General features: G+C 73.0%; 17 protein-coding genes and 1 pseudogene. 11 read left to right on the top strand and 7 right to left on the bottom strand.

Going from position 1 to position 20,326, the window contains the following annotated elements:
• Nucleotides 1-76: 76 nt before the first annotated feature.
• Nucleotides 77-2,554 carry a phosphoketolase family protein gene (locus ACXJKF_RS09215; RefSeq protein WP_456787438.1) on the bottom strand — a complete coding sequence of 826 codons (2,478 nt, stop codon included), beginning with the start codon at nucleotides 2,552-2,554 and terminating at the stop codon, nucleotides 77-79.
• Between the two features lie 292 nt (nucleotides 2,555-2,846).
• Here ACXJKF_RS09215 and ACXJKF_RS09210 point away from each other — a divergent pair, with 292 nt between their 5' ends.
• Complete coding sequence (locus ACXJKF_RS09210; RefSeq protein ID WP_456787437.1) at nucleotides 2,847-3,776, top strand: SURF1 family protein; 930 nt, start codon at nucleotides 2,847-2,849, stop codon at nucleotides 3,774-3,776.
• On the opposite strand, the gene arfB is transcribed toward ACXJKF_RS09210, so the two are convergent.
• The 3 genes from arfB to ACXJKF_RS09195 all read right to left on the bottom strand — a co-directional run bounded on the left by arfB (nucleotide 3,742) and on the right by ACXJKF_RS09195 (nucleotide 8,019).
• Nucleotides 3,742-4,170 (bottom strand): alternative ribosome rescue aminoacyl-tRNA hydrolase ArfB, encoded by a 429-nt coding sequence (gene arfB, locus ACXJKF_RS09205; protein ID WP_456787436.1) that lies wholly within the window; start codon nucleotides 4,168-4,170, stop codon nucleotides 3,742-3,744. The two genes, ACXJKF_RS09210 and arfB, sit on opposite strands and share 35 nt — an antisense overlap.
• Nucleotides 4,171-4,468: 298 nt before the next feature.
• Complete coding sequence (locus ACXJKF_RS09200; RefSeq protein ID WP_456787435.1) at nucleotides 4,469-6,208, bottom strand: ABC transporter ATP-binding protein; 1,740 nt, start codon at nucleotides 6,206-6,208, stop codon at nucleotides 4,469-4,471.
• Nucleotides 6,205-8,019, bottom strand: a complete 1,815-nt coding sequence (locus tag ACXJKF_RS09195) for an ABC transporter ATP-binding protein (RefSeq protein WP_456787434.1) — start codon at nucleotides 8,017-8,019, stop codon at nucleotides 6,205-6,207. The genes ACXJKF_RS09200 and ACXJKF_RS09195 overlap by 4 nt, the downstream gene beginning before the upstream one ends.
• 234 nt (nucleotides 8,020-8,253) lie before the next feature.
• Here ACXJKF_RS09195 and ACXJKF_RS09190 point away from each other — a divergent pair, with 234 nt between their 5' ends.
• The 5 genes from ACXJKF_RS09190 to ACXJKF_RS09170 all read left to right on the top strand — a co-directional run bounded on the left by ACXJKF_RS09190 (nucleotide 8,254) and on the right by ACXJKF_RS09170 (nucleotide 13,705).
• Nucleotides 8,254-9,768: an OmpA family protein gene (locus ACXJKF_RS09190; protein ID WP_456787433.1), complete on the top strand. Its 1,515-nt coding sequence runs from the start codon at nucleotides 8,254-8,256 to the stop codon at nucleotides 9,766-9,768.
• A gap of 49 nt (nucleotides 9,769-9,817) precedes the next feature.
• Nucleotides 9,818-11,401, top strand: a complete 1,584-nt coding sequence (gene guaA / locus ACXJKF_RS09185; RefSeq protein ID WP_456787432.1) for a glutamine-hydrolyzing GMP synthase — start codon at nucleotides 9,818-9,820, stop codon at nucleotides 11,399-11,401.
• Between the two features lie 4 nt (nucleotides 11,402-11,405).
• Entirely contained in the window at nucleotides 11,406-11,804 is a 399-nt protein-coding gene (locus ACXJKF_RS09180) for a DUF3817 domain-containing protein (protein ID WP_456787431.1), read from the top strand.
• Nucleotides 11,805-11,855: 51 nt separating this feature from the next.
• A complete protein-coding gene (locus tag ACXJKF_RS09175; RefSeq protein ID WP_456787430.1) occupies nucleotides 11,856-12,995 on the top strand; it encodes a glycosyltransferase family 4 protein in 1,140 nt (379 codons plus the stop codon).
• Nucleotides 12,996-13,135: 140 nt separating this feature from the next.
• Nucleotides 13,136-13,705 (top strand): aromatic ring-opening dioxygenase LigA, encoded by a 570-nt coding sequence (locus tag ACXJKF_RS09170; RefSeq protein ID WP_456787429.1) that lies wholly within the window; start codon nucleotides 13,136-13,138, stop codon nucleotides 13,703-13,705.
• Between the two features lie 72 nt (nucleotides 13,706-13,777).
• On the opposite strand, the gene ACXJKF_RS09165 is transcribed toward ACXJKF_RS09170, so the two are convergent.
• A complete protein-coding gene (locus tag ACXJKF_RS09165; RefSeq protein ID WP_456787428.1) occupies nucleotides 13,778-14,446 on the bottom strand; it encodes a hypothetical protein in 669 nt (222 codons plus the stop codon).
• Entirely contained in the window at nucleotides 14,446-15,840 is a 1,395-nt protein-coding gene (locus tag ACXJKF_RS09160) for a PspC domain-containing protein (protein WP_456787427.1), read from the bottom strand. Before ACXJKF_RS09160 ends, ACXJKF_RS09165 begins: the two co-directional genes overlap by 1 nt.
• A gap of 136 nt (nucleotides 15,841-15,976) precedes the next feature.
• Between ACXJKF_RS09160 and ACXJKF_RS09155 the strand changes: the two genes are divergently transcribed.
• The 5 genes and pseudogenes from ACXJKF_RS09155 to ACXJKF_RS09135 form a co-directional block, all read left to right on the top strand.
• A complete protein-coding gene (locus ACXJKF_RS09155) occupies nucleotides 15,977-17,281 on the top strand; it encodes an ATP-binding protein (RefSeq protein WP_456787426.1) in 1,305 nt (434 codons plus the stop codon).
• Nucleotides 17,278-17,934, top strand: a complete 657-nt coding sequence (locus tag ACXJKF_RS09150) for a LuxR C-terminal-related transcriptional regulator (protein ID WP_456787425.1) — start codon at nucleotides 17,278-17,280, stop codon at nucleotides 17,932-17,934. Before ACXJKF_RS09155 ends, ACXJKF_RS09150 begins: the two co-directional genes overlap by 4 nt.
• A gap of 53 nt (nucleotides 17,935-17,987) precedes the next feature.
• Entirely contained in the window at nucleotides 17,988-18,224 is a 237-nt protein-coding gene (locus tag ACXJKF_RS09145; RefSeq protein ID WP_456787424.1) for a type II toxin-antitoxin system prevent-host-death family antitoxin, read from the top strand.
• Nucleotides 18,221-18,646 carry a PIN domain-containing protein gene (locus tag ACXJKF_RS09140; RefSeq protein WP_456787423.1) on the top strand — a complete coding sequence of 142 codons (426 nt, stop codon included), beginning with the start codon at nucleotides 18,221-18,223 and terminating at the stop codon, nucleotides 18,644-18,646. Before ACXJKF_RS09145 ends, ACXJKF_RS09140 begins: the two co-directional genes overlap by 4 nt.
• Before the next feature lie 24 nt (nucleotides 18,647-18,670).
• Nucleotides 18,671-19,081: pseudogene (locus ACXJKF_RS09135) on the top strand (NUDIX hydrolase); the annotation flags it as partial.
• Nucleotides 19,082-19,180: 99 nt separating this feature from the next.
• Here ACXJKF_RS09135 and ACXJKF_RS09130 read toward each other — a convergent pair.
• Nucleotides 19,181-20,317, bottom strand: coding sequence for a serine hydrolase domain-containing protein (locus tag ACXJKF_RS09130; protein ID WP_456787422.1), 1,137 nt, complete (start codon nucleotides 20,315-20,317; stop codon nucleotides 19,181-19,183).
• Nucleotides 20,318-20,326 lie beyond the last annotated feature (9 nt).

Below are 20,326 nucleotides of genomic sequence, written 5' to 3'. Positions count from 1 at the left end.
CTCCGATGCGGTGGTGCGGTTGTGGTGCGGGACCGTGGGGCGGGCAGCGGCGCCCGCCCCACGGACGAACKGGGTGCTACTCGTTGTCACCGCCGGTCGACAGCGTCGCCGCCACCTGACCGGAGTCCGACTCGTCCTGCGCGTCGGGCCAGACCCAGTCGCGCACCTCGGGCAGGTCGTCGCCGAACTCGCGGGTGTACTCACGGGCCCGGAGGCGCTCGTCGACCATCTTCTGCCGCAGGTTCGCCTGCGCGGAGCCGAGGGACGGCACGTTGTCGATGACGTCGATCACGAGGTGGAACCGGTCGAGGTCGTTGAGCATGACCATGTCGAACGGCGTCGTCGTGGTGCCCTCCTCCTTGTAGCCGCGCACGTGGATGTTGGTGTGCCCGTGGCGGCGGTACGTGAGCCGGTGGATGAGCCAGGGGTACCCGTGGTACGCGAAGATCACCGGCCGGTCGGAGGTGAACAGCCCGTCGAACTGCGCGTCGGACAGCCCGTGCGGGTGCTCCCGCGCGTCCTGCAGGCGCATGAGGTCGACGACGTTGATGACGCGGACCTTGAGGTCGGGCAGCTCGCGACGCAGGATGTCCGCGGCCGCCAGCACCTCGAGCGTCGGCACGTCACCGGCGGCACCGAGCACGACGTCCGGCTTCTCGCCGGGCACCTCCGAGCCCGCCCAGTCCCAGATGCCCAGACCGCGCGTGCAGTGCGCGATCGCCTGCTCCATCGTCAGGAAGTTCGGTGCCGGCTGCTTGCCTGCGACGACCACGTTGACGTACTGCCGGCTGCGCAGGCAGTGGTCGTACGTGGACAGCAGCGTGTTGGCGTCCGGCGGCAGGTAGACCCGGACCACGGAGGCCTTCTTGTTGACCACGTGGTCGATGAACCCCGGGTCCTGGTGGCTGAAGCCGTTGTGGTCCTGCCGCCACACGTGGCTGGACAGCAGGTAGTTGAGGCTCGCGATCGGGCGGCGCCACGGGATCTCGTTGGTGACCTTCAGCCACTTGGCGTGCTGGTTGAACATCGAGTCGATGATGTGGATGAACGCCTCGTAGCAGTTGAACAGGCCGTGCCGCCCGGTCAGCAGGTAGCCCTCGAGCCAGCCCTGGCACTGGTGCTCGCTGAGCATCTCCAGCACGCGGCCGGCGCGCGCCAGGTGCTCGTCGACGTCGGCCCCGAAGAACTCCGCGTTCCACTGCTTGTCCGTGGTCTGGAACACCGACTGCAGGCGGTTCGACGCCGTCTCGTCCGGGCCGAAGATCCGGAAGTTGTCGGGGTTCAGGCGGATCACGTCGGTCAGCCAGTCGCCCAGCACGCGCGGCGCCTCGCTCATCGAGCCGCCGGGCACCGGCACGTCGACCGCGTACTCGCGGAAGTCCGGCAGGCGCAGGTCCTTGAGCAGCACCCCGCCGTTCGCGTGCGGGTTGTCGCTCATCCGCAGGGGCCCGGCCGGCGCCAGGGCGCGGATGTCGTCGTGCAGCCGGCCGTCCTCGTCGAACAGCTCGTTGACCCGGTACGACTCGAGCCACTGCCGCAGCACGTCCAGGTGCTCCGGGGTGTCCCGCGCGTTGGCCAGGGGCACCTGGTGCGCCCGCCACGACCCGGTGGTCTTCTTGCCGTCGATGTAGTCCGGGCCCGTCCACCCCTTGGGGGTGCGGAACACGATCATCGGCCACTGCGGGCGCTGCTCGTTGCCGGCGTGCGCGCTGCGCTTGATCTCCGCGATCTCGTCGAGCACCTCGTCGAGCAGGGTCGCGAACCGGCGGTGGATGTCCTCGTGCGACTCGTCGTCGAACCCGGCGACGAACATGTGCGGCTTGTGGCCGTAGCCCACCATGAGCGAGGCGAGCTCGTCGTCGGGGATCCGCGCGAGCACCGTCGGGTTCGCGATCTTGTACCCGTTGAGGTGCAGGATCGGCAGCACGACGCCGTCGTTCTCGGCGTTCACGAACTTGTTCGAGTGCCAGCTGGTGGCCAGCGGCCCGGTCTCCGCCTCGCCGTCGCCGATGACCGTCGCGACGAGCAGGTCCGGGTTGTCGAACGCGGCACCGTAGGCGTGGCTCAGCGCGTAGCCCAGCTCGCCGCCCTCGTGGATCGACCCCGGCGTCTCCGGCGCGACGTGGCTGGGGATGCCGCCCGGGAACGAGAACTGCCGGAACAGCCGGTGGATGCCCTCGGTGTCCTCGGTGATGTCCGAGTAGAACTCCGAGTACGTGCCGTCGAGATACGCGCTCGCGACGAGCCCGGGACCGCCGTGGCCCGGCCCGGTGACGTAGATGGTGGACTGCTCGCGCTCCGCGATCGCGCGGTTCAGGTGCGCGTAGAGGAAGTTCAGCCCAGGGGTGGTGCCCCAGTGGCCGAGGAGCCGTGGCTTGACGTGGTCGCGCGTGAGGGGTTCGCGCAGGAGCGGGTTGTCCAGCAGGTAGATCTGCCCCACCGACAGGTAGTTCGCAGCCCGCCACCACTGGTCGATGCGGGCCACGGTCTCGGCGTCGACCACCGAGCCGCTCCCGGTCTGCCACGTGTTGCGTGCCGACGTCGTCGTGCTCATCGCGCTCCCCAGTCGTCGTTCCGGTCTGCCACCGGCGCGGTGCCAGCCTTCCGTCGGGCGCACGGCGCGGACGAGGGTCCTTGGTCCTGTGTCGCGCGAGCGCGAGCCCACTTGTCATACAACCGCACTCCGCGCGTCGGCGCAGTAGGTGTGGGCGAACGCACGCCGAACGTCCCGTGGTGCACGGACCAGGTCGATGCGCAGGTCAGCGGGGTTGTGGGGCGCCCCGGGGTGCCCTTCCGGGTGCTCGTGCGGGTGCCAGTCGCGCCTGTGCTGCGGGGTACCGTGAGACGTGACCGAGCCGACCCCCGCTGCCGTCGCGCGCGAGCGTGCGCCGGGGCTCGGGCCCGACGCCGGGGACCGCCCGTCCCCGGCGCACGACCACACGGTCGCCGCCGCACCCGACGAGACGCCCGCCTCCGCCTGGGCTCAGGCCGAGCGACGCCCTCCGACCACGATGCTCCGTGCTGCGGTGCGCCCCCGGATGCTCGTCCTGCTCGTCCTGCTGCTCGCCGCCGCAGCGCTGTGCGCCCGGCTCGGCGCGTGGCAGCTGGACCGTGCCCAGGTGCACGGCGCCGCCGCCGCGGAACGCCACACGGCCGAGCTCGTCGCCGCTCCCGCCGTCCCGCTCGACGACGTGCTGGTCCCACAGACCACGTTCACCGGCGACCTCGTCGGCCGGAAGGTGGCCGTGACCGGGACCTACGACGCCGACGGCCAGCTGCTGGTGACCGGCCGCGCGCACGACGGGACCACCGGCCTGCTCGTCCTGACGCCGCTGACGACGACCGACGGCGCCGTGCTGCCGGTGGTCCGGGGCTGGGTGGCGACGCCGGCCGACGCCGACGACCCGCCGTCCGGGACCGTGGACGTGACCGGCTACCTGCAAGCGTCCGAGCAGGCAGGCACCGGGGTGGCCGACGGGCAGACCGACGCGATCAGCTCCGCGGAGCTGCTCAACTCCTGGGGCGGCCCGATCTACACGGGGTACCTCGTGGTCTCGGCGTCGGACCCCGCCCAGTCCGACGCCGTCGCGCTGCTGGACCCGCCGACCAAGCCCGGCGCGGGGCTGAACATCCAGAACCTCGCCTACGCGGCCCAGTGGTGGATCTTCGGTGCGTTCGCGGTGCTGCTCTGGCTGCGGCTGGTCCGCGACGAGGCCCGCGGTTCGGGGCCGGAGGCCGTCGTCAGCCCAGCGGGGGACGGCGCCGCAGCTCCTTGACCGCGCGGCGCTTCTGCTCGCCCTGGACACGGCGGACCTGCGACCCCCGGCTCGGCCGGGTGGCGCGCCGCGTCGGGCCCGGGGGAGCGAGCGCGTCGTCGAGCAGCGCGTGCGCGCGTGTGAGGGCCGCCTCCCGGTTGCGCAGCTGGGACCGGTACTCCTGGGCGCTCAGCGTGAGCAGCGAACCGCGCAGGCGGCCGGCCAGCCGGGCCAGGACGCGGTCCTGCTGGGTCGGGCTGGTCCAGGCGATGCGCGCGAGGTCCACGGTGAGCTCGACGCGGGAGTCGGTCGTGTTGACCGACTGACCTCCGGGTCCGCTCGAGCGCGAGAAGCGCCACGCGAGCGCGTCGTCGGGCACGACGATGCCGCCGCGCAGGGTCAGGGGGTGGACCATGCGTGCATTCTCCACCGCCGTCCGGTCAGTCGTGCTGTCGTGCTGGTCGACGGGCGTGCTGGGCGACGAGGGTCAGCGCCAGGCCGAGCAGCAGGGTCGTCCGCTCCCGGGCCCACCTGGAGGATCCCGGAGACGGCAGGGGCCACGAGCGCGGACGCGGCCAGGGCGGCCTGCACCCGCGCGTTCGGTGACCGGTGGGGTGCACGCGAGAGAAGCTCCTCACGCAGCCTCACCGATTCGCACCGATCGGCGTGGCGAGCCCGCACGCACCTCCGTCCGGGCCGCCAGGGTCGGGTCCTCAGACGGCGTCGTGCTGCCAGGAGTGCCACAGCGCGGCGTAGTCGCCCCCGGCCGCCACCAGCTCGTCGTGCGGGCCGATCTCGGTGATCCGGCCGCCGTCGACGACCGCCACCCGGTCCGCGTCGTGCGCGGTGTGCAGGCGGTGCGCGATCGCGACCACGGTCCGTCCCGACAGCACCGCCGACAGCGAGCGCTCGAGGTGCCTCGCCGCCCGCGGGTCGAGCAGCGAGGTGGCCTCGTCGAGCACCAGCGTGTGCGGGTCGAGCAGGACCAGCCGCGCCAGCGCGATCTGCTGGGCCTGCGCCGGGGTCAGCGCCGCCCCGCCCGAGCCGACCTCGGTCTCCAGACCCTCGGGCAGCGCCTGGACCCACTCCCAGGCGTCGACCGCCCGCAGCGCGCGCTCGAGCGCGGCCGCGTCGGCGTCCACCTGGGCCAGGCGCAGGTTGTCCGCCACCGACCCGACGAACACGTGGTGCTCCTGGGTGACCAGGGCGACGTGCCCGCGCAGGTCCTCCAGCGGCAGGTCGATCAGCGGGACGCCACCGACCGTGACCGTGCCGTCGGTGGGCGGGTGGATGCCGGCGAGCATCCGCCCGAGCGTCGACTTGCCCGCGCCGGACGGCCCGACGACGGCCAGCCGCTCGCCCGCGGCCAGGTCGAGGTCGATCCCGTGCAGCACGTTGTGGCCCTCGCGGTACGCGTACACCAGGCCCCGGGACGCGATGTCCTCGTCCACCGGCGTCCCCGCACGCGTCTCGCGGTCGGGCTCGACCAGCTGGACGCCCACGATGCGCGCGAGCGAGGTCGCCGCCACCTGGATCTCGTCGACCCAGAAGATCAGCTCCCACACCGGGCCGGTGATCTGGTACGTGTACAGCACGATCGTGGTGACCGCGCCGACCGTGACGTAGCCCTCCGACGCGAGGTAGCCGCCCCAGAGCAGCACGGAGGCCGGTGCCAGGACGAACGCCGCGTCGATGCCCGGGAACAGGATCGTGCGCAGGCGCAGCGTCACCTTCTCCGCCTCGAACGCCTCCCGCAGGTCGGCGTCCACGCGGCCCATCCGGCGCCGGCCCAGCCGCAGCGCGTCGACCGTGCGCGCGCCCTCCACGGACTCCGTGATGGTCCCGTTGAGCACCGCGTACGCGGCCGACTCGCGCTGGTAGGCCGGCGTCGCACGCCTGAGGTACCAGCGCACGACCAGCAGCAGCGTGGGCACGCCGATGAACATCGCGATCGAGACGACCGGCGAGAGGACCAGGCACGCGACGATCGTCAGCGTGATCGTCACGACGGCGACGATCACGCGCGGGACACCGAACCGCACCGCGTGCTGGAGCTTGTTGACGTCGTTCGTCGTGCGCGCCACCAGGTCGCCCGTGCCGGCCCGCTCGACGACGGACAGCGGCAGGGCGGTGACCTTCTCGATGAACTCCTCGCGCAGCTCGGCGAACACCTCCTCGCCGAACACCATCGAGGCCCGCTGGGCGAAGCGGATGAGCACGGTCTGCGCGAGCACGGCGACGACGCCGACGGCGATCAGCGTGTTGATGTACGTCGCCGTCGTGCCGCCCGTGACGGCGTCGACCAGCATGCCCAGCAGCCACGGACCTGCGAGGCCCGCCGTCGCGGCCAGCGTGTGCAGGACCGCGATGAGGATCAGGGGGCGACGGTGCTTGCGGAAGAGGACGCCCGTGTACGCCCGGACCGTCGCCGTGTCGGCGATGGGGAGCTTCATGACTGTCCTCCGCTCTGCTGGTCGACCATCAGTTCCTGGTACAGCCCCTCGTCGTCCGCGAGGTCCTCGACGGACTCGTCCTCCATCTGCCGGCCCACGACGGCGCCGTAGGCGCGGGCGACCTCGAGGTCGCCGTGCGCGAGCAGGTCGTCGTGCCCGGCGCGGGCGCGCACGACACCGTCCTGCACGAACGCGACCTCGTCGACGTGGTCCAGCACCAGCGGGCTGGCCGTGACCAGGAGCGTCGTGCGGCCGCGCCGGACGTCCGCCAGCCGCGCGGCGATCCGGGCCTCGGTGTGCGCGTCGACCGCACTGGTCGGCTCCACCAGGACGAGGATCTCCGGGTCGATGAGCAGCGCCCGGGCGAGGGCGACGCGCTGCCGCTGCCCGCCGGACAGCGAGCGGCCCTTCTCGGGGAGCTCGCCGGCCAGGCCGTCGGGCACCGAGTCGAGCACGTCCTGCGCGTCGGCCGTGGCGATCACGCGCAGCAGGTCGTCCTGCGTGGCCGCGCCGCGCACGTCGAGCTCGTCGGTCAGCAGGCCGGAGAACAGGTGCGGAGTGGCCTCCGCGACGACGATCCGCTCCCGCACGACGTCCTTGTCCAGCTCGGACAGCAGCACGCCACCGAGCCGCACCGGGGTGTCCTTCTCCGCCGCGTCGTCGAACCGGCCGAGCCGCGTGGCGATGCGCGCGGACTCGTCGGGGTCGGCGCTCACCAGGGCGACCACCCGGCCGGGCTCGAGGGTCAGCCCGCTGACCTCGTCGACCAGCGGCACGTGCGGTCCCGGCGCGGTGGCGGTGCCGGGCGTGGCGCCGGTGGCCGGGACGACCTGCAGGACCTTGACCACCTTGGTGGCGCCGATGTGCGCACGCGTGGCGGCCTGGAGCATCTGCGTGGCGTTCTGCACCGGCCACGACAGGAACGCCGCGAAGCCGTACGTCGACACCAGCTGGCCGGGCGTGATGGTGCCCGCGAGGGCCATGTGGGCGCCGAGCCAGATGAGGGTGACGACGAACGCGCCCGGCAGCAGCACCTGGAGGGCGTCGAGGACCGACTGCGTCCGGGCCACCTCGACGCCGCGGCGCCGGGTCTCCTGCGACTGCGCGCGGTAGCGCCCGGTGAAGACGGTCTCGCCGCCGATGCCCCGCAGGATGCGCAGGCCCGAGACGGTGTCCGCGCCGAGCGTCGTCAGGCGGCCGGACGCCTCGCGCTGCGCCGACTGCCGGCGGGACAGCGGCTTGACCAGCAGGCCGAGGATCGCCGCGACCGTCGGCAGGCCCAGGACGACCACGAGGCCGAGCGGCACGGACACGCGCAGCATGAGCACCGCGACGATGCCGTACGCGACCAGGCTGCCGAGGAAGTGGGCGGCGAGCGCGAAGACCTCGCCGATGCGCAGCGCGTCGTTGGCGACGGCCGAGACGACCTCGCCCGTCGGCAGCTCCTTGGTGATGGTGTGCCCCGACCGCGCCACGGTCCGGCCGACCAGCTGCGACGACGTGAACGCGGCCCGCAGCCAGTTGTTCACGTCGTACCGGTGGCCGATGGCCGACGTGGTGATGATCACGGCGCCGAGCGCCAGCAGGGTGCCGCACGCGCGCCACAGGTCCGGGCCGAAGCCGCTGTCCAGACCGTCGTCGATCGCGCGGCCGACGACGAACGGGGTGAACGCCTGGGCCGCGAACTGCAGGATGCCGAGCCCGACGGCCGTCAGGAGGATGCCCCACTGCCGACCGGCCAGCCACCAGAGCAGCGCGACAGGCCCGCTCAGGGGCGGGGTGCCGGGGTCGTCGAGGGGGAGAGAACGCACGAGCGTCAACGTTACGGGCCGGTACCGACACGGCCCGCATGGTTTTCCGACGCCGGACGACGCACGTCCGCCGCGTGCGGACCGGGCTCGACCGACCGTCTGGCCCCACCGTCTGCAGGCTAGGGTTCCGGACGATGCGCCTCGTCGACGTCTCCTGGACGCGGCCCTCTCCGGTCCCGGCCGACCGGCAGCACGATCGTGCGTCCGTCCGCTCCCTCGAGACAGGTGTCCCTGGTGCGCAGATCTGCCCCCGTCCTCCTCGCCGCCGCGCTCCTGCTGACGGGCTGCACGTCGCCTGACGACGTACCGTCGCCGACCGAGCCCGTGACGGCGTCGGCGAGGACGACGCCGCCGGGGGCCGGGCCTGTCACGGTCGAGGTCGAGCACCTCGGGCTGCCGATCGAGATCACGGTGCACCCCGTCCAGGTCACGGACGAGGCCGCGCTCGTCACGATCGACTTCGCGATGCCCGACGACGCGCCGGAGGGCACGTCGCTCGCGCTCAGCCTGTTGCTGCACGACCCGGCGTCGATGTTCAACCTCGGACAGGTGCGGCTGCTCGACCTGGCGGCGTCGACGATCTCCGACCCGGCCCAGGACGCGAGGAGCAGGTCCGTCTCGACGTCCGAGCTGCTCACCCTGACACCGGGCGCGTCGGTGTCGGCCGAGGTCGTCTACGCCGCACCGACGTCGCCGAGCGTCTCCGTCCTGTTCCCCTACCTGGGGCTGGTGTCGGGCGTGCCGGTCACGGACGTCGAGACCTTGCCGACGACGCCGGAGGACCTCGGCGCCGAGGGCGAGGTGACGTACCCGCAGGCCGGCATCGACGCGTTCACCGTCGCGTACGACGACGGGTCGAGCGCCCGTGTCGAGGGCGAGGCCGCGACCGTCACGCTCKCCTCGGACGTGCTCTTCGCCACCGACCAGTTCGTGCTCACCCCGGAGGCGGCCGCCGTCGTCGATGCCGCGGGCGGGCAGATCGTCTCCAGCGGTCAGGCCGGCGAGGTCACGGTCGTGGGGCACACCGACGACGTCGGCACCGACGAGTACAACCAGGAGCTGTCGGTCAAGCGGGCGCAGTCGGTGGCCGACCGCCTCATCCCCCTGCTCGGAGCCGACTTCACGGTCGTCGTGGACGGCAAGGGCGAGAGCGAGCCCGTGGTCTCCGGCACGTCTCCCGAGGAGCGCGCCGTCAACCGCCGCGTGGAGATCCGGTTCACCACGACGGACGCGGGAGCCGCGGTGGACGTCCCCACGGTCGCGCCCGTGCCGGAGCCGGTGGGTGGTGTGTCGTCGGGCGCGGACCCGGTTCCGGTCGTCATCGACGACGGCGCCTACGACGTCTCCGTCACCTCGGTGCTGCGCGACCAGGGCTACCTGGTGGGAACGCTCGAGATCGAGCGGACGTCTCCGGGGACGGGGCAGATCGTCGGGCTGTTCGGGAGCTACGCGGAGGGCAGGGACCTCCAGCGCGGTCTCGGTTCGTTCACGACGACGGCTGGGGCGTACGCGGTCACCCTGCTGGGCGCGGGAGGGCGGCTGTACCCCGGGGACTACGTCGTCGAGGTGGGGGTCGACGGTGCCAGCGACCGACGGGCTGTCGTCGCCGACAGGTTCGTCGACCAGATGGTCGCCCAGGGGGAGTCCCTCCAGGTGACGGTGGTGTGGCCCGACAGGGGCGGCGACACCGTCGACATCGACGTCCCAGGGCGGTTCCGGATCACCGACGTCCCCGTCACGGAGCCGTGATGCTCGTCGCCGTGCACGCTCACCTCCGAGCGCCGACTACCCTTGCGGCGTGACGCAGACGCCTGACCCGGCCGCCACCACGACCCACCGTCCCGTGCTCGTCGTGGACTTCGGCGCGCAGTACGCGCAGCTGATCGCGCGACGCGTCCGCGAGGCCAACGTCTACTCCGAGATCGTGCCGCACACCGCGTCCGTCGCGGACCTGCTGGCCAAGGACCCGGCCGCGATCATCCTGTCCGGCGGACCGTCGTCGGTGTACGCCACCGGTGCCCCGTTCGTCGACCCGGCGCTGTTCGAGGCCGGCGTCCCCGTGCTCGGCATCTGCTACGGCTTCCAGGCGATGGCCGCCGCCCTCGGCGGGACCGTCGCGCAGACCGGCCAGCGCGAGTACGGCGGCACGGCCGTCGAGGTCACCTCCGCCGGCACGGTCCTGTCGGGGAGCCCGGCCTCGCAGACCGTGTGGATGAGCCACGGCGACGCGGTGCACGCGGCGCCTGAGGGCTTCGAGGTGCTCGCGACGTCGTCCGGCAGCCCTGTCGCGGCGTTCGAGGACCGCACCCGTCGCCTGTTCGGCGTGCAGTGGCACCCCGAGGTCAAGCACTCGCCGCTCGGGCAGAAGGCGCTCGAGAACTTCCTCTACGAGGGCGCCGGGCTGACCCCGGACTGGAACGCGGGCAACGTCGTCGCGGAGCAGGTCGAGAAGATCCGCGCGCAGGTCGGCGACGCGCGCGTGATCTGCGGGCTGTCCGGCGGGGTCGACTCCTCGGTCGCCGCGGCGCTCGTGCAGAAGGCCGTCGGCAGCCAGCTGACCTGCGTGTTCGTCGACCACGGCCTGCTGCGGTCCGGCGAGGCCGAGCAGGTGGAGAAGGACTTCGTCGCCGCCACGGGCGTGCAGCTCAAGGTCGTCGACGCCCGCGAGCGGTTCCTGCGGGCGCTGGCCGGGCACACCGACCCCGAGACCAAGCGCAAGATCATCGGCCGCGAGTTCATCCGCGTGTTCGAGGACGCCGCACGGGAGATCGTCGAAGGGTCCGACGAGGAGGTCAAGTTCCTCGTCCAGGGCACGCTCTACCCCGACGTGGTCGAGTCCGGCGGTGGTGAGGGCGCGGCGAACATCAAGTCCCACCACAACGTCGGCGGTCTCCCGGACGACCTGCAGTTCGAGCTCGTCGAGCCCCTGCGCACCCTGTTCAAGGACGAGGTGCGCGCGGTCGGCCTGGAGCTGGGCGTGCCCGAGGGCATCGTGTGGCGCCAGCCGTTCCCCGGCCCGGGCCTCGGCATCAGGATCATCGGCGAGGTCACGGCCGAGCGGCTCGACATCCTGCGGGCGGCCGACGTGATCGCCCGCGAGGAGCTCACTCGTGCCGGCCTCGACCGCGACATCTGGCAGTGCCCGGTCGTGCTGCTGGCGGACGTCCGGTCCGTCGGGGTGCAGGGAGACGGCCGGACGTACGGGCACCCCGTCGTGCTGCGGCCGGTGTCGTCGGAGGACGCGATGACCGCCGACTGGACCCGCCTGCCGTACGACGTGCTGGCCGTGATCTCGACGCGGATCACGAACGAGGTGCCGGAGGTCAACCGGGTGGTCCTCGACGTCACGAGCAAGCCGCCGGGCACCATCGAGTGGGAGTGACGCAGTGAACGAGACCCCGACCACGACCAGCACCGACCCCTGGGTCCGCAAGGCCCGGGGAGCGACGCTGCGCTACCGCGTGATGGCCTGGATCACCGGGACGCTGCTGCTGCTGCTGTGCGTCGAGCTGATCCTCAAGTACGTGTTCCACGCCAACGGGGTGGACGCCGCGGGCACGCCCAACCCCGTCATCGGCGCCTGGATCGCGTACGCGCACGGCTGGGTCTACGTCGTCTACCTGGTCACCGTCTTCGACCTGTGGTCGAAGATGCGCTGGCGGGTCGGGCGGCTGGCCACCATGGCCGCCGCCGGCGTCGTCCCCGTCATGTCGTTCGTGCTGGAGCGCACGGTGCACGCCCAGGCGCTCGCGCGCATCGAGGCCGCCGGCGGCGCACGCGGGTGATGTGGGCGGGATCGTGAACAACCGTCCGGTTCACGCCGTTACGGTGGCCCCGTGCTGATCGTCCACGTCTCCGACTGCTACGCGCCGCGTACCGGCGGGATCGAGTCCCAGGTGGGTGACCTCGCCGCGCGCCAGGCCGCCGCCGGGCACGAGGTGCACGTGCTGACCGCCACTCTGGGTGTCGGCGGCGAGCGCGGTGGGGTCGTGGACCTGGAGGACGGGGTGCACGTGCACCGCCTCGGGGCACGGCTCCCGTTCGACCTGCCGGTGAACCCGGTGGGCCCGCGGCTGATGCGGTCCGCGTTCGCCGACCTGCGGCCCGACGTCGTCCACGTGCACGCCGGGGTGCTCTCCCCGTTCGCGTACGACGGTGCCCGGACCGCGCTCGACGCCGGGCTGCCGACCGCGATCACGTGGCACTGCATGCTCGACGGCGTGGTCGGCGCCCTGCGGACGCTCGTCCACCGCACCCACTGGCAGCGGACGCCCGCCGCCCTCAGCGCCGTGAGCCACGCCGCGGCCGCGCGCGTGCGCGAGGTGTTCGGCGCCGACGTGTCCGTGATGCCGAACGGCATCGACCTCGACCTCTGGGCGCCCACCTCGCTGTCCGAGGGGCGGGGCCGGCCCGGCGAGCGCGGCCCGCTGCGGCTGGTGTCGACCATGCGGCTGGCCCCCCGCAAGCGCGCGGTCCCGCTGATCGAGCTCGTCGGCCAGGCTGCCCGGCGGCTGCCGCCGGACCGGCTGCGGCTGTCGATCATCGGCTCCGGACCCGCGCAGGGCAGGGTCGCGTCCGCCGTCGCGGGGCAGGGTCTGCAGCACGTGGTGGAGCTGCGCGGGCGGCTCACCCGTCCGCAGGTGCGGGCCGCCTACACCGACTCCGACGTGTTCCTGGCGCCGGCCGAGCTGGAGGCGTTCGGCATCGCCGCGCTGGAGGCGCGCACCGCGGGCCTCGCCGTCGTCGCGCGGCGCGGCACCGGCATCGCCGAGTTCGTCGAGGACGGCATCGACGGGCTGCTGGTGTCCGACGACGCGGAGATGACGGAGGCCGTCGTCCACCTCGCCCGGGACAGCCGGCTGCTCGACGGGATGCTCGCGCACAACCGCGTCGTGCGTCCCCGCTTCGGGTGGGAGGACGTGCTCGGCGCCGCCGAGGCGGAGTACGCCCGCGCCCGGGACCTAGCCCGCGTCTGAGAGACAACCGGCGATTCGCCGTGTTCGTCCAGGTCACATGTCACTAGAGTCGATCTCGTTGGGCGCTTTGTCATGGGTCGCGTGCGGCCTACCGGGTCCAGGGGGTTCGGACCCGTCCGTCGGGGTTCGGAAGGGGAGACATGACGACGACAACGACCACGGGGGGCTCGAAGGCGGTCCGCGTGCTCGGACTGCTGACGATCATCTTCGGGATCATCTTCATCATCGCCGGTGGTGTGACCTGGGGGGCTGTGGCCAGCAACCTCGCCGCCGAGAAGATCACCGTCTCGGACGACGCCCAGGCGTTCGGGGGACAGCTGGTCGACACGCCGTGGGAGGCCTGGTTCCAGGCCGACATCATCAACACCCACGCGCTGGAGGCCTCGGGCGGCAAGACGTACGCCGAGCTGGACCAGGACGACCCGACCCGGCAGACCGTCATGACCGCGTCGTTCCTGCGGGCGTCGCTGTTCACGTCCGTGGTCGCGTTCGGCGTGGCGCTCCTGGTGGTCGGCATCGGCGTGGTGTTCATCCTCATCGGGTGGGCGCTGCGCAAGGCTGCCGTCGCCAGCGGTGTCGTGGCCTCGCCGGCCACGTCGACCGGCTCGGCGGCCTACCCGGACCCGGTCCCGGCGGGACGGCCGACCGCGCCGCCCGCACCGACCTCGTCGACGACACCGCCGCCGGCCCCGACAGGCCCGAAGGCCTGACGGAGACGACGACGTCCGAGCAGTCGCGGCACAGGGGCCGTGGCTGCTCGGACGTCGTGCGTCCCGGGCCGGTCAGCGGCGGGCGGCGCGTGCTCCGCTGACGATCGACCCGACCAGCAGCGCGGTGCCGGCGACCGCGAGCAGCACGATCATCGCCAGCTGGAAGTCGATCGCGACGCCGGCCGCCCACGCCAGCAGGCCGACGCCGATCGCGGCGATGACCAGGCCCCAGACGACGGTGCCGACGCGGAGCCGACGGCGCGGCGGGTCGACGACCACCGGGGCAGCCTCGACGACCGCGTCGGGGTCGACGCGGTCGGCGGGCGCCGGTCCGGGTCGGTCGGTCGGCGCGTAGAGGACACCGATCGGGGACGTGTACGGCTCGGGCTCGTCCTGCGACGTCCACGCGGAGGTGGCCGGGTAGGGGAGGGCCTCGTCGGTGACCGGCAGCGACCGCGTCTCGTCCGGTGCGACCACGGTCGTGTCGTCCTCCTCGACCGGGAGGAGGGCCGTGTCGTCGGCGGCCGGTGTGGTCTCGTCGACCCTCCCGACCGGGAGGACGGCGGTGTCGTCGGTGCCAGGCGTGGTCCCGTCGGTCTCCGTGAGCGGGAGGACGGCCGTGTCGTCGGCCTCGGACGGGCGTGCTGTCGCGTCGTCGTCGGCGGCCGTCGTGGGATCCTGGTCGGTGACCGGCAGGGCGAGCGTCTCGTCGCCGTCGCGCGGGGTGTTCTCGGTGGACATCAGTTCTCCTCGATGATCGAGACGTCGCCGGCGCCGATCTGGACCTGCAGCGCGAGCTGGGGTCCGTCGTCGTCGATCGCGCCGGCGGTGAAGGTGCGCGGGTTGAGGCCGACGCCGTCGACGCTCTTGCTCTCGCCGTCGACGTCCCAGCGCACGGTGCCGGCGCCGGCGTCGACATCGGCGGAGATGCTGGCGTCGCTGGGGACGACGATGGTGAGGTCGCCGGCCGCGAGCGAGATGGGGACCTCGAGGGTCTCGGAGGTCATCGGCACCTCGCTGAGGTCGATCGTGACGTCACCGAAGCCCATCGAGTAGCCGTTCGCGGCCTCGGAGCGGTCGGTCACGACGACCGTGCCATCGGCGGAGAAGTCGTGCTGCGAGTCGCTCGACCAGATCCAGCTGGCGTTCTGCACGGCCCCGACGGGAACCGCGACGAGGATGCCGACGACGGCCAGGCCGCCGAGTCCGCCGCTGGTCCGACCCCGCAGTCCGGAGATGATGATGCCCAGGCCGCAGAGCACGATGCCGACACCGAGCGCGGTCAGGCCGACCGGGCCCGTGAAGTCGCCCTGCCGCTCCGCGATGAGCAGGACCGCGAGGCTGAGCAGGCTGAGGGCGACGACGACACCGACGGTGCCGACCCCGGCGCCGGGGGTGCGCGGACGCGGCGGGGTGACCGGGCGCGGTGGCTTGGGCGCGGGGCGCTGGGCGGCGGGCGCGGGGGCGTACGAGGCCGACCACGCCGGGGGTGCCGGCGGGGTGTCCACGGTGGGCGGTACGGGCTGCACCGGCGGGACGCCGTAGGCGGGCGCCGAGGAAGTGACCGGAGCCGACGGGTACGTMGCCGCGGGGTACGTCGCAGGGGGCACGTACGGCCCGGAGGTGCCGCTCGGCGGTCGCGGCTTCGAGGACTGCTGGTTGGAGACGATGGCGATCAGCATCACGACGCCGCCGATGAAGGAGATCCAGAGGATCGCCTGCACCCACTCCGGCGGAGCCCAGAAGAAGAACCAGTTGTCGCCGCGGCCGAGGCCGACGATGACGAAGGCCAGCGCACCGAGCAGGGCGATGTCGAAGCGGCCGAGGAACATCTCCTCGAGGTGGATGCGACCGTCGCGGCGCTCCGGCAGCAGCGCCCAGGCGATGCCGTAGGCGACGATGCCGAGGCCGCCGAGCAGGAGCGTCGCGAAGAAGATGCCGCGCACCAGCAGCGGGTCGATGCCGAACCGGTCCCCGAGGCCACCGCTGACGCCGCCGATCCAGCGGTCGTCGGAGCGGGTGATGCCGAGACGGCGCACGGCGGCGAAGAAGCTGTTCGGCGTGTTCTGGTCCGGCGCGGGGCTGTCCGGTGCCGGGTCGGGTCCGGCGGGGCCGGTCGGGGTCGTCGTGTCCATGTCTCGATCCTGGCGGTCGCGACGAGCGCGGGGCATCGGGTGGTCCCCTGACCGCACCCTGAACCTGGTGCCGGGCGCCCCTGAACGGACCCCGGACCCGACCCCGGAACGGCTCAGGGCATGTGACGATCGGACCGTGCACCCCGCCCCGACCGTCACCGCGCGCCGCCGGCTGCCGCTGCGCCGACCCKAGCGCGGGCGGCTCGTCGGCGGCGTCGCGCTGGGGCTCGCCGCGCACCTCGACGTGCCGGTCGGCCTGGTGCGGCTGGCGTTCGTCGTCCTCGCGCCCGTCGCCGGCGTCAGCCTCGTGCTGTACGTCTTCTGGTGGCTGGCGATCCCGGCCGGAGACCCCGCCGACGCGGCGCAGGAGGTGCGCCCGAGCGCGCTGACGCGGCTGGCGCGCCGGCAGGCGATCATCGAGCCGGGCCGACGGATCCCGGTGACGGACATCGCCATCGGCGGGGTCCTCGTCGTCGCGGCGGCGCTGATGATCGCGGTCCGGTCCGGTGCGGACGTGCAGGCGGACTGGCTGCTGCCCGCGGTGATCGTCCTGGCGGGCCTCTGGCTGGCGTGGAGCCAGCTGGACGCGGTGCAGCGCGGTCGCCTGAAGGACCGGGCGGGCGGGCGGACGCCGGTCAGCCTGCTGCGGGTCGCCGGCGGGATCCTGCTGGCGGGCGTCGGGGTGCTGCTGTTCGTCGGGCTGGCGTCGGGGGAGGGCGTCGAGGCGGCGACGCTCGTGCAGTCGATCGTCGCGGCCGTCGTCATGCTCGGCGGGGTGGCCCTGGTCCTGACCCCGTGGTGGCTCCGGCTGGTGCGCGAGCTCGGCGACGAGCGCGCGGCCCGTGCGCGCGAGTCCGAGCGCGCCGACATCGCGGCCCACCTGCACGACTCGGTCCTGCAGACGCTCGCCCTCATCCGCTCCCGGGCCGACGACTCCGCTGAGGTCGCCCGCATGGCGCGCGCCCAGGAGCGCGAGCTGCGCGAGTGGCTCTACGACGACCGGCCCGCGCCSGGCACCTCGGTCGCGGCSKCGCTGCGGGGGATCGTCGCSGAGGTCGAGGACTCCCGGTCCGGCCCCACGGGTGACCCGGTGGCCATCGAGTCGGTCGTGGTCGGCGACCGGGTGCCCGACGCCGACACAGAGGCACTGCTCCAGGCCACGCGCGAGGCGCTGGTCAACGCGGTCGTGCACGGCCGCCCGCCCGTCTCGCTGTACCTGGAGGTCGGGACGTCGGAGGTCGAGGTCTTCGTGCGCGACCACGGCGACGGGTTCGACCTCGACGAGGTGGGGACCGACCGGTTCGGGGTGCGCGAGTCGATCATCGGGCGGGTCCGACGTCGTGGGGGCACGGCGAAGGTGACCAGCAGCCCCGAACGTGGGACCGAGGTGCACCTGGTGGTGCCCATCAGGACGCCGGACGAACAAGGAGTGCAGTCATGAGCGAAGCCGTCGACGTCGTGCTGGTCGACGACCACCACATGTTCCGGACCGGCGTGAAGGCGTCGCTCGACGCGGGCGTGCGGGTGGTGGGAGAGGCGGACACCGTCGACGACGCCATCCGCCTCGTCCGTGAGCTGAAGCCGCCGGTGGTGCTGCTCGACGTGCACCTGCCCGGTGGCGACGGGGGCGGCGGCGCGGAGGTCATCAAGGCCTGCACCGACCTGCTGGGGGAGACCCGGTTCCTTGCCCTGTCCGTGTCGKACGCGTCCGAGGACGTCGTCGCGGTCATCCGCGCAGGCGCCCGCGGGTACGTCACCAAGGCGATCGACGGCACCGACCTGTCCGACGCGGTGCGCCGCGTGGCCGGCGGCGACGCCGTCTTCTCGCCGCGCCTGGCGGGGTTCGTGCTCGACGCGTTCGGTGCGGCGGCGGGGGACGTCGCGATCGGCGACGACGAGCTGGACCGGCTGTCCGCCCGCGAGCGCGAGGTCATGCGGCTGATCGCGCGCGGGTACTCCTACCGCGAGGTGGCTTCCGAGCTGTTCATCTCGATCAAGACGGTCGAGACGCACGTCTCGGCGGTGCTCCGCAAGCTCCAGCTGTCCAGCCGGCACGAGCTGACGCGCTGGGCGGCGGCACGCCGGCTGCTGTAACGTAGGTACGTACCTACATCTGATCGCTGCCGAAGTGAGGTGATCGCGTGCGCATGACGTCACGCGAGTTCAACCACGACGTGTCGGCGGCCAAGCGGGCTGCGCGATCCGGCCCGGTCGTGATCACCGATCGAGGTGTGCCGTCTCACGTCCTCGTCACGTTCGACGACTTCGAGCGGATGACAGGCCCGCACTGCGTCTTCAGCGAGGCGTTGCGGATGGATGACGCCACCGACATCGAGTTCGATCCGCCCCGCGTCGCCGTGTCCGCCCGTCCGGCGGACCTGTGAGCCATCTGCTCGACACCAACGTCCTGTCCGAGCTGCGCAAGCGGGACGCCGACCGCGGAGTCGTGGCGTGGGTCGACTCCCGGCCGAGCGGGAGCCTCTACGTCTCGGCGATGACGCTGTTCGAGATCGAGCTCGGGATCCTCGCCAGGGAACGGCGGGATCCCGTCCAGGGGGCGTCGTTGCGCGCGTGGTTCGTCGGCAAGGTGCTTCCCCAGTTCGCGGAGCGGACGCTCCCGGTCGACGCCGAGGTCGCCGTCCGAGCGGCCGGTCTGTCCGATCCCGACCGACGCCCGCACACCGACGGCCTGATCGCGGCGACCGCGCTCGTCCACTCCATGGCGATCGTCACGCGCAACGTCCGTGACTTCGCCGGTGTCCCGGGGCTGGCGATCGTGAACCCGTGGCAGCAAGAGCCCGACTGACTGGACGGCCCTAGGCTCGTGCGGGTGAAGCTACGCGTCGCCGCCTACGCCGTCGTCGTCGAGTCCGGGCGGGTGCTGCTCGCGCACTGGGTCGAGGGTGGCCGGTCGGGGTGGACGCTGCCGGGCGGCGGCATCGACCCGGGCGAGGACCCCGCCGACGCCGCGGTCCGCGAGGTCCTCGAGGAGACCGGGTACGACGCGGTGCTCGACGAGCTGCTCGGGATCGACTCGATCGTCGCCCCGGCCGCCCTGCGCCTCGACCCGAGCGAGGGCCCGCTGCACGGGCTGCGGATCGTCTACCGCGCGCACGTGGTCGGCGGTGAGCTGCGCGACGAGGTGGACGGCAGCACCGACACCGCGGCGTGGTGGGACCTGACGGAGCTGGCGGCGCTGGACCGGGTCGAGCTGGTCGACACCGCCCTGCGGATGGCGGGGTTCCCGGTCCTCGCCGACGACGACCGGGCGGCCGGTGCGCAGGGTCTGCTCACGCTCGCCCGCCGGACGGGAGGCGCCGCCGACCCGCGCCACTGAGGGTCACGCAGCGAGCGAGCCGTACAGCGCCTGCAGGTAGGCGTCCGAGCGGGGTGAGCCGAGGATGCCGGGGGACATGCGGTTCATCACGTAGGCGAACGTGAGGCCGCGGTCGACGTCGTTGACGACGATCGAGCCGCCCCAGCCGCCCCAGAACGCGACGCGTCCCTCGGGGATGTACGGGGTGCTCGCCGGGTTGGACACCGCGTAGCCCAGGCCGAACCGCAGCGGGAGCCCGAGGACGAGGTCGACGTTGTCGGTGTGCTGCGCGAACACCAGGTCGACGGTCTCGGGGGACAGCAGGCCACCGCCGCCGTTGGTGAGCACGGACTGGGCTGTGGCGACCGAGCGGGCGTTGCCGTGGCCGCCCGCTCCGCCGATCCCGGCGGCCTTCCAGGCGCGGGTCCACGTGATGGAGGCGTCGAGCCCGGGGCCGCCGAGGGTGCGACGCGCGGGGGCCTCGGGCGGCAGCTGGGACAGGTCGAGCTGCGACGGCGGCGGGGGGACGACGTGGCTGACGCGGGCGTCCTGCGACTGCGGCAGACCGAGCCAGAAGTCGGCGTCGAGGGGTTCGGCGATCTCGGCGCGGAAGTACTCGCCGAGCGTCCTGCCGGTGACGCGCAGGACGAGCTCGCCCACCAGGTGCCCGTAGTCGAGCAGGTGGTAGCCGGACAGGGTGCCCGGCGGCCACCAGGGTGCCTGCGTCGCGAGGCGGGCGGTCGCCGTCGGCACGTCGAGGATGTCCTCGCCCGTGACGGGCTGGTCCCAGCCGGAGACGCCCGAGGTGTGCTGGAGCACGTGCCGGACCAGCACGCCCTCCTTGCCGGCTGCCTTGAACTCCGGCCAGTACGTGCCGACGGGCTCGTCGGGGTCGAGCAGGCCGCGGTCGATGAGCACGAGCGCCGTCAGGGACGCCATGGTCTTGGAGATCGACCAGACGTTGGTCAGCGTGTCCGCAGCCCACGGCGTCGTCCGCGCCTGGTCGGCCCAGCCGCCCCAGAGGTCGAGCACGAGCGTGCCGCGCTCGACGACGGCGAGGCTCGCACCGAGCTCGTCGGCGCTGTCGAGGTGCTGCTGGAACGCGTCGCGCAGCGGGGCGAAGCGCTCGTCGGCGGCTCCCTGGACCGGTGTGCTCGTCATCGAGCGTCT

This window comes from Cellulomonas sp. P5_C5 (assembly GCF_054049655.1).
Note: the sequence above shows the minus strand (reverse complement) of the source record. Positions and strands in the feature narration are given on the sequence as shown.

Bases quoted from the DNA above. Each gene is read 5' to 3' on its own strand.
- ACXJKF_RS09215 (WP_456787438.1), bottom strand. From the start codon at position 2,554: ATGAGCACGACGACGTCGGCACGCAACACGTGGCAGACCGGGAGCGGC.
- arfB (WP_456787436.1), bottom strand. From the start codon at position 4,170: ATGGTCCACCCCCTGACCCTGCGCGGCGGCATCGTCGTGCCCGACGAC.
- ACXJKF_RS09200 (WP_456787435.1), bottom strand. From the start codon at position 6,208: ATGAAGCTCCCCATCGCCGACACGGCGACGGTCCGGGCGTACACGGGC.
- ACXJKF_RS09170 (WP_456787429.1), top strand. From the start codon at position 13,136: ATGACGACGACAACGACCACGGGGGGCTCGAAGGCGGTCCGCGTGCTC.
- ACXJKF_RS09165 (WP_456787428.1), bottom strand. From the start codon at position 14,446: ATGTCCACCGAGAACACCCCGCGCGACGGCGACGAGACGCTCGCCCTG.
- ACXJKF_RS09145 (WP_456787424.1), top strand. From the start codon at position 17,988: ATGACGTCACGCGAGTTCAACCACGACGTGTCGGCGGCCAAGCGGGCT.
- ACXJKF_RS09130 (WP_456787422.1), bottom strand. From the start codon at position 20,317: ATGACGAGCACACCGGTCCAGGGAGCCGCCGACGAGCGCTTCGCCCCG.